Here is a 12158-nt window from a genome sequence, read left to right as displayed (position 1 = left end):
ATAAAATCTAAAAGATGAACACTTTATTATCTATAGAAACTAGAAATGCTGTTTTATTAACAATGGCATCACTTTTAGAACAAGAAAGAGAAGCAATTATAAACATCAATAAAAAAGATTTAGAAGCTTATAAAGGTGATGATATTTCTATGTTTGATCGTTTAAAAGCAGATAATGCAAAAGTTGATGAAATGATTAAAGCTGCAAAACATTTGGCTACACAAGCAGATCCTGTTGGTGTAGAACGTTTTAGTTTTAAACATGATAACGGTATGCAAGTTTATAACAAAACAGCATCTTTTGGTACAGTTTTAATTATTTACGAATCTAGACCAGATGTAACTGTAGAAGCTGCAGGAATTGCTTTTAAATCGGGTAATAAAATACTTTTAAAAGGTGGTAAAGAGTCTTTAAACTCTAATTTGAAAATTGTAGAACTTTGGCATAAAGCTCTACAAAAACATGGAGCATCTACAAATTGGGTAGAATACTTACAGTTTAATAGAACCGAAACTCAAGCTTTTTTAGAAAAACCAACACAAAAAGTAGACTTAATTGTTCCTCGTGGCGGAGAACGTTTAATAGCTTTTGTTAAACAACACGCTACTTGTCCGGTTATTATTAGCGGACGCGGAAACAATTTTGTGTATGTTTCTAAAGAGGCAGGTTTAGATATTGCAATTGATATCATCATTAACGGAAAATCTAAAATATCTGCTTGTAATGCCGTTGATAAAGTTTTAATTGATGAAAATTTAGCGGATAAAAATACTTTTATCAACAAACTAATATCAAAATTAAATGAAAATAAAATTACAGTTTTAGGTGATGAAATTGTGGCTAAAAATCATCAACTAGAAGCAATTTCATCAAACGAAGTTTGGTATGAAGAGTTTTTAGATTATAAAATTGTAATTGGAGAAATTGCATCGAACGAGGCAGCAATTTCAATGATAAATATTTATGCAGGTGGTCATTCTGCAGCAATCATCACAAAAAACGAAACAGAAGCCAAATTATTTATGGAAAATGTAGATACTGCTGCTGTTTATCATAATGCTTCTACACGTTTTACAGATGGTGGTCAATTAGGTTTGGGCGGCGAATTAGCAATTAGTACGGATAAATTACACCAACGTGGACCAATTGGTTTACAACATTTGGTTACAAATAAATGGTACGTTCATGGTAATGGACAAACAAGATAATATGCAAAAGAAAAAGCGAATTTTACTAAAAATAGGTTCTAATACTCTTACCAAAGAAACCAATAATATTTCTAGAGGAAAAATTGAAGATATTGCAAATCAAATTGCAAAATTAAAAGATTCTTGCGAGTTTATTATTGTAAGCTCTGGTGCAATTGCTGTTGCAAAACAGTTTGTAAAATTAGAGAGTAAACAAGAAGATGTCTTTGTAAAACAAGCATTAGCATCTATTGGGCAGCCACATTTAATTAGAATTTATCAAGAAATTTTTAGAGAATATGGCTTGTTAAGTTCTCAGTGTCTACTCTCCTATTCAGATTTTGAAAAACAAGAAAGTAAAACCAATATTGTAAATACCATTAATGTTTTAGTAAACAATAATTACATACCTATCATCAACGAAAATGATACTGTTGCCACTGATGAAATTAAGTTTGGTGATAATGATAAATTAGCAGCATTAACAGCTACTTTATTAGACGTAGACTTATTAATAATTGCTACAAATACAAACGGAATTTACACTAAAGAGTCTTTTAAAAACAACAATCCAGAAACTATTTTAGAGGTTGATAATTTTGAAGATTTAAAAAGTGAAGTGGTTAGTTCTAAATCATCTCACGGAACTGGCGGAATGGCGTCTAAAATAGAAGCTGCTTCGTTAACAAAAAAAGCAAATATAGAAACCTGGATTGTAAATGGTTTAGAAGATAATTTTATTACCAATGCTATTAACAACCTAGTACCATTTACAACAATAAAATAACCTAAAGGTTTTGCTGATTTTCAGCATAAAAAAATACAAGAAATGAAGAATTACACATCGATTAACGACATAGAAAACATTGATACTTGGATTTTAGAAGCCAAAGAAGTTAAAAGAAATCCTCTAAAAAATAAAGATTTAGGTAAAAATAAAACTTTAGGATTGTTATTTTTTAATTCAAGTTTACGTACTCGTTTAAGTACACAAAAAGCAGCATTAAATTTAGGTATGGATCCTATTGTAATGAATGTTTCTGGTGATGCTTGGGGAATTGAGTTTGGTGACGGAACGATTATGAACGGCACAACTGCAGAACATATAAAAGAAGCTGCCGCTGTAGTTTCTCAATACTGCGATATTATTGCTGTAAGAGCTTTTCCAACATTAACTGATAAAGAAAAAGACGAATCTGAACAAGTTTTAACTGCTTTTAAAGAATATGCTTCTGTACCAATTGTAAATATGGAAAGTGCCACCGGACATCCTTTACAAGCTTTAACAGATGCTATTACTATTAGAGAAAATACTACTAAAAAAAGACCTAAAGTTGTTTTAAGTTGGGCGCCACATATTAAGGCATTACCACATGCTGTTGCCAATAGCTTTACACAGGCAATGCAAAAAATGGATGTTGAGTTTGTAATTGCAAACCCTGAGGGATATAATCTAAATCCTGAAATTACAAAAGGCACACCTATTTATCATAACCAAGAAGAGGCTTTTAAAGATGCCGATTTTGTGTACACAAAAAACTGGAGTTCTTATGAAAATTACGGAAAAGTAGTAAATACAGATCCTAATTGGATGATTACAAAAGATAAATTAGGCGATGCTAAATTTTTGCACTGTTTGCCTGTAAGAAGAAATGTAATTGTAGAAGATGCTGTTTTAGAATCTGATAGTTCTTTGGTAATACAACAAGCAAATAACAGAACCTATGCTGCGCAACTTGTTCTAAAAAAAATATTAAATAAATTATAAAATTTGTCAGGTTTAGCGTAATCGAAACCTAAACAAACTCTCAACTATGTTCAAGGAGACATAGCATAAAATAAAAGATACTGAAACAAGTTTAGCACTTATGGAAAAACTATCAATCATAAAAATTGGAGGAAATATTATTGAAGATGAAACTTCTTTAAATGCTTTCTTAAAACTATTTTCTAATTTAGAAGGAAATAAAATTTTAGTTCACGGTGGCGGAAAACGAGCAACACATGTAGCTTCTAAACTAGGTATTGAGTCTAAAATGATAAATGGAAGACGTATTACTGATGCTGAAACTTTAGAAGTAATTACAATGGTTTATGGTGGGTTAGTTAACAAAAATATTGTTGCAAAATTACAAGCTTTACAAATAGATGCTATTGGTTTAACTGGTGCAGATATTAACAGTATACAATCTGATAAAAGACCTGTAAAAGACATTGATTTTGGTTTTGTAGGTGATGTTAAAAAAATTGCATCAAATTCTATTGATAAATTAATTAAAGCTGATTTTACACCTGTTTTTTGTGCCATTACTCACAACGGAAATGGGCAGTTACTAAATACAAATGCAGATACTATTGCAAGTACAATTGGGGTTGGAATGAGTAAAATTTATGATACTTCTATTTACTATTGTTTTGAATTAAATGGTGTTTTACAAGATTTTGATGATAAAAATTCAGTAATTAAAAATATCAATTCTAATACTTATAAAGAGTTGTTAGAAAACGGAATTATTTCTGACGGAATGATTCCAAAACTAGACAATTGTTTTGATGCGCTTAACAATGGCGTACAAAAAGTACACATTGGTAACACATCTATGCTAACCAAAGAAAACGATAATTTTACAACAATTACATTATAATGATGACTATTGAAAAATTAACAGAAAAAGCAATCTCACTTTTAAAAAGTTTGATAGAAACACAATCTTTTTCTACTGAAGAAGAACAAACCGCTGCTTTAATTGAAGCTTGGTTTGTAGAATATAATATTCCGTTTAAAAGAACAAAAAACAACGTTTGGGCAACCAACAAACACTTTGATGAAAGCAAACCAACTATGTTGTTAAACTCTCATCACGATACCGTTAAACCAAACTCTGCTTACACAAATAACCCTTTAGAGGCCTTTATAGAAGATGGTAAATTATATGGTTTAGGTTCTAATGATGCTGGTGGATGTTTGGTTTCTTTAATAGCAACTTTTACACATTTTTACGCACAAGAAAATTTAAAATACAATTTGGTAATTGTTGCATCTGCAGAAGAAGAAAATAGCGGACCAAATGGTTTAAATAGTATGTTGCCAATAATTCCGCATATAGATGTTGCTATTGTTGGTGAGCCAACTTTAATGAATTTAGCAGTTGCAGAAAAAGGTTTGGTTGTTTTTGATGCAGTTGTAGCTGGTACACCAAGTCATGCTGCACACCCAAACAATAACAATTCTATTTATAATACAATTGAAGTTTTACAATGGTTTAAAGATTTTAAATTTAAAAAATCTTCTGATGCTTTAGGTGATGTTAAAATGACAGTTACTCAAATAAATGCAGGTAAACAACACAATGTTGTACCAGCACATGTAGATTTAGTAATTGATGTTCGTGTAAATGACGCTTATTCTAATCAAGAAATTGCCGATATTTTACAAGAACAATCACCTTGTACAAAAATAACACCTAGAAGTTTACGTTTAAATTCTTCTTCTATTTCTACAGAACACGATTTGGTAAAAGCTGGTGTTGCAATGGGTAGAGAAACTTATGGTTCTCCTACTCTATCAGATCAATCTGTTTTATCTTGCCAATCTTTAAAACTAGGACCTGGAGACAGCACACGTTCTCATTCTGCAAATGAATTTATATATTTGGCAGAAATTGAAGAAGGAATACAGATTTATGTGGAGTTACTAAACAGAGTGATAGTTTAAAAAATGTCTCCTCGAGTGCAGTCGAGAGGTTAATTATATAAAATTACTTAGGTTTCTACTGCGCTCAACCTGACATTAAAAAATAAAAAATATGAAACTTTGGGATAAAGGATTTTCAATAGATAAACAAATAGAAAATTTTACAGTTGGTAATGATAGAGAAATTGACATTCATATTGCAAAATACGATGTACAAGCTTCTCTAGCACATGCAATTATGTTAGAATCTATTGGAATTATTACTGCAGATGAATTAAAAGACTTAAAAAAAGGCTTAGAAGAATTAGCTGCTGATATAGAAAACGGAACCTTTGTTATAGAGCCTTCTTTTGAAGATGTACACTCTAAAATTGAATGGGAATTAACTAACAAATTAGGAGAAGTAGGTAAAAAAATTCATACTGCTCGTTCTAGAAACGATCAAGTTCTAGTAGCTCTTCAATTATATTACAAAGAAAATTTAGCTGTTGTAAATAACAAAGTAAAAGACTTATTTGATACTTTATTAAATTTAGCAGATACACATAAAGATTCTTTATTACCTGGTTACACACATTTACAAGTTGCAATGCCATCATCTTTTGGCTTGTGGTTTTCTGCGTATGCAGAATTGTTAATTGATGATGTATATGTTTTAAATGCAGTTTCTAAAGTTGTAGATCAAAATCCTTTAGGTTCTGCTGCTGGTTACGGTTCATCTTTTCCTATTGATAGAGAGCTAACTACCAAAGAATTAGAATTTGCAACCTTAAAATACAACGTAGTTGCAGCACAATTAAGTCGTGGTAAGAGTGAACGATCTATTGCAGCTGCTTTAGGCGGATTGTGTAATACAATGGCTCGTTTTGCTATGGATGTTTGTTTATACATGAGTCAGAACTTTGGTTTTATTTCTTTTCCTGATGAGTTAACAACAGGAAGTAGTATTATGCCACACAAAAAGAATCCAGATGTTTTTGAATTAATTCGTGGAAAATGTAATAAAATTCAAGCATTACATTCAGAAATGTTATTAATTACCAACAATTTACCTACAGGTTATCATAGAGATTTTCAGTTATTAAAAGAAAACATTATTGCTGCTTTTGAAGATGTAAAAGATATTTTAGACATTTTTAATTACTCAATACAACAAGTAATTGTAAAAGATATCGATTTAAATGATGAAAAATATCAATATTTATTTACTGTAGATTCTATCAATAATTTAGTGGTAGAAGGCATGTCTTTTAGAGAAGCTTATCAACAAATTGGCGGTCAAGTACAAGCAGGAACATACAAACCAGATTTAGGAAAACAACATTCTCATGTAGGTAGTATTCATAATTTATCCTTAGAAAAAATAAGAGAAAAATTTCCTAAATAGCACTTAATTTACATCAAAATGCCTTTTAAATTTAAAATTTTATCTTTGCGCATTAATTTTTAAAAAATACAATAATACATGTTTTGGTATCTAGACGATATAACGCGCCTTGAAAATGAGATTGATAAGTTAGATTATAAACCAAAAATGGTTTTTTACGGAAGTTCTACTTTTACTTTATGGAATGAGTTAACTACAGTTTTTAAAAATTATAATCCTGTAAATTTAGGTTTCGGTGGTTCTACTTTAGCTGCGTGTACTTGGTATTTTAATCGTGTTTTTAAAAAACTAGACACAATAACATCAATTGTAATATATGCTGGAGATAATGATTTGGGAGATGGAAGACATCCTGAAGAAGTAATTTTATATTTAGAAAATTTAATAGCAAAAATTAGAGCTAAATATGGTAATATAAATTGTACAGTTATTTCTATAAAACCTAGTATTGCGCGTTTACATCTTTTAGATAGTATTCGTTTTACTAATACAAAAATTAAAGAACTAGCTTCTAAAGACGATAATTTGTATTTTGTAGATATTTATAATAAATTTTTAGATGTAGATGGAAAACCAGATGCTATTTATTTTAAAGAAGATGGTTTACATTTTAATGATTTAGGTTACGAATTGATAATAAACGCTTTAAAAGAAAATTCTAAAATATTTCCTAAACAAACACTCGTTAAAATATAAAGAAAGACATTATATTTACAATAAAAAATATAATGAAACGCGAATATCATAAATGGTACAGTCCTAACCTTGAAAAAGAAATGGAATTACTAATTTTTGGTCATACTGGTGCCAAAGTATTATTTTTTCCTCCAAGAATGGGACGCTTTTATGATTATGAAAATTGGAGGGTTATAAAATCTTTAGAAGATAAAATAACCGAGGGCCATTTACAAGTTTTTTGTGTAGATAGTGTAGATTTAGAATCTTTTTATAACAGTTTTGTACATCCTGGTTACAGAATCTATAGGCATATACAATATGAAAAATATGTATTAGAAGAAGTACTACCTTTAGCAAATTCAATTAATCCTAACACAAATGTAATTTCTGCTGGTTGCAGCTTAGGTGCTTATCATGCTGTAAATGTTGCAATGCGTCATCCGCATTTATTTTGTAAAGTTGTTGGTATGAGTGGCCGTTATGATTTGACAAAATCTAAAGGATATTTTAAAGATTTACTTAGTGGTTTTCATAACGATTTTGTCTATTTTAATATGCCAAATCAATTTTTAAAAAACTTAGAAGATCCTAATTTAATTCAGCAAATTGAAGAAATGGATATTATTTTAACGATTGGTAAAACCGATCCGTTTTTAGAAAGTAACTACAAGCTTTGTAATATTTTAAATGAAAAAGGAATATCTCATCAATTATTAGAATGGGAAGGAGAAGCACACAAAGCAAGATATTGGCGAGAAATGGTTAAGATTTATCTATAAATAATTTTCTTTTTTCTTAAATTTCTCTATCAATAAAACATTACCAAAAAGCATTGTAAAAGCGTAACCAATATCTTCTACTGGTATTGTTAATAAACGAATTCCTAAATTTTCTGCATTATTATACCAAACTACAGGTTCATCTATCCCCGTACCTGTTAAAACTCCATTAACGATAAAAAAAGGTACTAAAATTATTAAGAAAGCAATATAAAATCTTTGTAAATGCTTAATACCAAAGAAAAAACCTATTAATAAAACAAATTCTAAAGCTATATAATTTACAAAAGTGTATGATTTATCTGCATTCAAAAAAATTACTGGAAGTAAAACTGCAATAAAAAAAAGTGTAATTGCTTTGGTTATTTTTTCTGATATAAGCAAATTGGGCTTAAAATATGCTAAAGAATAATGAATAAAAACACTTGCATATGGAATACAAAAAAAGAACATCCACTCCTCTATCGGCATATCTAAAATTAGCAGATTTAAATGATAATCTGGGTTAAAACCCCAAACACTATTAGCTGTAAAAATGGCATCCCAAATTAAAAAAAAAGTTGCTACAATAACTAATGATAAAAAAACGGCTTTCCAATGTTTTATAAATCGCATCTTTTTCTCAAAAGAGTATAAAAACGGAATGCTAATAGAGCCTAGATTTAAAATCAAATATAAAAACACTAAATTTTTGGTTTTTTAAAATATTTTAAAGGAACAAACAACATTCCAAAACATTGGCTATCTTCTTTACCCATATTTTTATGATGAATTTTGTGGGCTTTACGCAAACCTTTTAAATATCTATTATTCGTATTTTTAAACCATTTAAAACGTTGATGAATTAAAACATCATGAATCATAAAATAAGCGATTCCGTATAACAAAATACCTAATCCTATAAAAAATAAATAGGTATGTTCTGTATAAGTACCAAAATAAAATAATGCCATACTTGGTATTGCAAAAACTACAAAAAAAGCATCATTTTTTTCAAATACATGTGGATATCCAGGTTCATGATGATCTTCATGCAAAAACCACCCAAAACCATGCATTACATATTTGTGTGTACACCAAGTTACACCTTCCATAATAATAAAAACTCCTAAGGTTATTAAAAAATACATTCTAAATAATATTCAATTTATATTTTACATAACTTCTTGCTAATAAATTTATTTTCATAGAATCAGAAATACGAATTCTAGTATCCATAATTTTTTCTGAAGGAACATCTTTTAATTTTTTTAGCAATCTTCTATAATACCTAAAAGCCATATAAACTCCAAATTTAGCTTCTACTGGCAATTTAAGAATTCCGTTTGTATATGCATAATCAAAATCGGCTTCAATTTCATCAATAATCAACTGTTTTGATTCTGCGTTTAATTCTCCTAAGTTTATATTGGGAAAATAAGAACGATTTAATACTTCAAAATCATCTTTTAAATCACGTAAAAAGTTTACTTTTTGAAAAGCAGAACCTAAACGCATTGCTGCATCTTTTAGTTCATTATATTTTTTTTCATCTCCATCAACAAAAACTTTTAAGCACATTAAACCAACAACATCAGCAGAACCATAAATATAAGCATCATACTCTGCTTTGGTTTTATACTCTGCTTTGTACAAATCTGCTTTCATACTTTTTAAGAAAGCTTGTACCATATCATCAGGAATTTTATAAGTTTTTACAGTTTGCTGAAAAGAATTTAATATAGGATTTAAACTGATACCATTTTCTTTAGAAATATAATAATCTCTCTCAAAATGCTGCATCAATACTTCTTTATCATAATCATGAAAACTATCTACAATTTCATCCGCAAAGCGAACAAAACCATAAATATTATAAATGTCTTTTCTAATCTTTGGTGATAACATGTTAACTGCCAAAGAAAAAGAAGTACTGTATTTTTTTGTAACTAATTTGCTACAATCATTAGAAACACTATCAAATAATTCTTTCATACCATTACTGATTTTTAATGATTAATTCTGATGCTAATTTTCCTGAAATTAATGCTGGCGGAACTCCAGGTCCTGGAACAGTTAACTGTCCTGTAAAATACAAATTTTTTACTTTACTACTTTTTATTTTTGGTCTTAAAAAAGCAGTTTGTAAAAGTGTATTTGCCATTCCGTAAGCATTTCCTTTATAAGAGTTGTATTCGCTCTTAAAATCGTTTACACAAAAGGACTTACTAAATAATACGTATTTTTTAACCTCTTGGTTTGTTAATTTCTCAAATCTATCTAAAATTTTATGAAAATAAGCTTCTCTAAGTTCTTCTGTATCTTCTATTCCTGGTGCTAACGGAATTAAGAAAAAACCAGCTTCTTTACCTTCTGGAGCAGATGTTCTATCTGTTATAGAAGTAAAATTTGCATAAAACAAAGGATCTGTTGGCCATTTAGGATTGTCATAAATTTCTTTTGCATGCAATTCAAAATCTGAATCGAAAAATAAAGTATGATGACTTACATTTTCTATTTTCTTATCAAAACCAACATAAAATAATAATGATGATGGAGCAAAAGTCTTTTTATCCCAATATTTTTCTGAATATTGTTTTACTTCTTCATCTAATAAGGTTTCTGTATGATGATAATCTGCGCCACTTAAAACTAAATCCGTTTTAATTTCTTTACCATTTACCAATAAACCTGTAACTTTTTTTGAGTTATCGGTAATAATTTTTTCAACATTGGCATTGGTTTCAAAATGTACTCCTAAACTTTCTGCTAAAGAAATCATTCCTTCAATAACTTTATACATTCCGCCTCTAGGATGCCAAGTACCTAAACCGAAATCGGCATAATTCATAAAATTATAAAAAGCTGGCGTATTACTTGGTTTTGCTCCTAAAAATAATACAGGAAATTCTAAAATTTGAATTAATTTAGAATTCTTTATATTTTTTCTTACCTGATTTTTAATGGTTGAAAAAAACTGAGATACTCTTGCTATTGTGGTAGTATTAACTAACTCTAAAGGAGAAACTCCTGGTTGATATACTAAATCTTTAATTGCAGTATCGTAATTTGCTTTGGCAGAATCTAAAAATGTTTTTAAATGTTTTGCACTACCTTTTTCTGTTTTTTCAAAAAGTTGATAAATTTCTTCTAATTGACTTGATATTTTTAGTGAATCTTTTTCTCCAAAATATACTTCGTAACCTGGGTTTAATTTATCTAGCGTGTAATAATCTGATGGCTTTTTATCAAAATCTGCAAAAAAACGTTCAAACACATCAGGCATCCAATACCAAGACGGACCAATATCAAAAGTAAATCCATCTTTTTTAAATTGTCTTGCTCTTCCTCCTAAAGTTTCATTTTTTTCTAAAACAGTTACCTTAAAACCATCTTTTGCCAAATAACAAGAAGCTGCCAGTGCAGAAAAACCAGATCCTATAATGTATATTTTTTTATTCATATTTTATTTTGTTTAACAAATATATAAAATTAATAAACAAAAAGAATAAAATAAAAAATATTATAACTCTTTTAACAAATCTGAAACAGAATTATAAAGGGATATTTTTGATTTAAAATTATCTTCATTTATTAATTGCGTTTTTCTTCCTAATGCTATTAGTTGATGATTTGTACCTTCTAATACAGACTCAATTTCATTAAAATATTCTTTAACTTTATCATCATACGGCATTACTGTCATAGAAGTTATAAAGCAAATATCTCTAGTATTTTTAAAAAAATAATCTAAATTATTTAGTGGTAAACTTTGTCCTAAATAAATTGTATGATGGCCTCTTAAAACTAATTCGTAATTTAAATATAATAAACCTAGCTCATGTATTTCATTTTCTGGTAAAAACAACACATAAGTTTTATTTGTACTAGCAATATTATATTCTAATTTTTCTGTATTAATTTGAATTTTTTGAGCAATTAAATTAGATATAAAATGTTCGTGAGCCGGCAACAATGTGTCTGTTTGCCACAATAAACCAATATGATTTAAAAAAGGCATAAAAACATCTTTAAAGATTTCTCTAAAAGTTTTTTTATGTAAAAGCTTGTTGTATGTATTATTAAATAAAACTTTATCAAACTGAAACATGCATAGTTTAAAAGAGTTTATTGCTTCGTCATTTATAGCTGTACTAAATGCAACTTCTCTAGATTGCAACAACAACTCTTCATCTGTCATTTTAGCAATCTTAGATATTTTAAAATTGTTGTTATTTAATAAAACAATATTTAATAATTTTTGTAAATTATCATTAGAATAAAAACGGATATTTGTGTCTGTTCTTTTTGGATGTAATAAATTGTATCTTTTTTCCCAGATACGTATTGTATGAGCTTTAATACCAGAAATATTTTCTAGGTCTTTGATAGTAAAATCTCGCTTAATATTGTTCAATTTATTTTATTTTTTATTGAACAAATTTATGAAAAAA

Annotated in this window: 13 protein-coding genes; 8 read left to right on the top strand and 5 right to left on the bottom strand. The window is 28.6% G+C overall.

Going from position 1 to position 12158, the window contains the following annotated elements; genetic code table 11:
- Positions 1–14: 14 nt before the first annotated feature.
- The 8 genes from KI686_RS09740 to KI686_RS09705 all read left to right on the top strand — a co-directional run bounded on the left by KI686_RS09740 (position 15) and on the right by KI686_RS09705 (position 7725).
- Complete coding sequence (locus KI686_RS09740; RefSeq protein WP_237589095.1) at positions 15–1208, top strand: glutamate-5-semialdehyde dehydrogenase; 1194 nt, start codon at positions 15–17, stop codon at positions 1206–1208.
- Between the two features lies 1 nt (position 1209).
- Positions 1210–1974, top strand: a complete 765-nt coding sequence (gene proB, locus KI686_RS09735) for a glutamate 5-kinase (RefSeq protein WP_237589094.1) — start codon at positions 1210–1212, stop codon at positions 1972–1974.
- Between the two features lie 42 nt (positions 1975–2016).
- Entirely contained in the window at positions 2017–2955 is a 939-nt protein-coding gene (locus KI686_RS09730) for a Rossmann-fold NAD(P)-binding domain-containing protein (RefSeq protein ID WP_237589093.1), read from the top strand.
- Between the two features lie 100 nt (positions 2956–3055).
- On the top strand, positions 3056–3832 hold the full coding sequence (gene argB, locus KI686_RS09725) for an acetylglutamate kinase (RefSeq protein WP_237589092.1): 777 nt from the start codon (positions 3056–3058) through the stop codon (positions 3830–3832).
- A gap of 2 nt (positions 3833–3834) precedes the next feature.
- Entirely contained in the window at positions 3835–4902 is a 1068-nt protein-coding gene (locus tag KI686_RS09720; RefSeq protein ID WP_237589256.1) for a M20 family metallo-hydrolase, read from the top strand.
- Positions 4903–4993: 91 nt separating this feature from the next.
- Positions 4994–6268, top strand: a complete 1275-nt coding sequence (gene argH / locus KI686_RS09715; RefSeq protein ID WP_237589091.1) for an argininosuccinate lyase — start codon at positions 4994–4996, stop codon at positions 6266–6268.
- 78 nt (positions 6269–6346) lie between these two features.
- Complete coding sequence (locus tag KI686_RS09710; RefSeq protein WP_237589090.1) at positions 6347–6964, top strand: GDSL-type esterase/lipase family protein; 618 nt, start codon at positions 6347–6349, stop codon at positions 6962–6964.
- A 32-nt stretch (positions 6965–6996) separates the two neighbouring features.
- The gene (locus KI686_RS09705) at positions 6997–7725 is read left to right on the top strand and encodes an esterase family protein (RefSeq protein ID WP_237589089.1); all 729 of its coding nucleotides are present in this window, start codon (positions 6997–6999) and stop codon (positions 7723–7725) included.
- Here KI686_RS09705 and KI686_RS09700 read toward each other — a convergent pair.
- From KI686_RS09700 to KI686_RS09680, 5 genes are read right to left on the bottom strand one after another with little or no spacing between them, the layout of a single operon-like run.
- On the bottom strand, positions 7720–8409 hold the full coding sequence (locus tag KI686_RS09700; RefSeq protein ID WP_237589088.1) for a lycopene cyclase domain-containing protein: 690 nt from the start codon (positions 8407–8409) through the stop codon (positions 7720–7722). The two genes, KI686_RS09705 and KI686_RS09700, sit on opposite strands and share 6 nt — an antisense overlap.
- The gene (locus tag KI686_RS09695) at positions 8409–8855 is read right to left on the bottom strand and encodes a sterol desaturase family protein (protein ID WP_237589087.1); all 447 of its coding nucleotides are present in this window, start codon (positions 8853–8855) and stop codon (positions 8409–8411) included. The genes KI686_RS09700 and KI686_RS09695 overlap by 1 nt, the downstream gene beginning before the upstream one ends.
- 1 nt (position 8856) lies before the next feature.
- A complete protein-coding gene (locus KI686_RS09690) occupies positions 8857–9699 on the bottom strand; it encodes a phytoene/squalene synthase family protein (RefSeq protein WP_237589086.1) in 843 nt (280 codons plus the stop codon).
- Positions 9700–9703: 4 nt separating this feature from the next.
- Positions 9704–11167, bottom strand: a complete 1464-nt coding sequence (gene crtID / locus KI686_RS09685) for a bifunctional phytoene desaturase/3,4-desaturase (RefSeq protein ID WP_237589085.1) — start codon at positions 11165–11167, stop codon at positions 9704–9706.
- Between the two features lie 60 nt (positions 11168–11227).
- Positions 11228–12121 carry a MerR family transcriptional regulator gene (locus tag KI686_RS09680; RefSeq protein ID WP_237589084.1) on the bottom strand — a complete coding sequence of 298 codons (894 nt, stop codon included), beginning with the start codon at positions 12119–12121 and terminating at the stop codon, positions 11228–11230.
- Positions 12122–12158 lie beyond the last annotated feature (37 nt).

It is taken from the genome of Polaribacter sargassicola (assembly GCF_021991835.1).
In the GTDB taxonomy this organism is placed as follows: Bacteria; Bacteroidota; Bacteroidia; order Flavobacteriales; family Flavobacteriaceae; genus Polaribacter; species Polaribacter sargassicola.
This window is presented reverse-complemented; position numbering and strand designations above follow the sequence as displayed.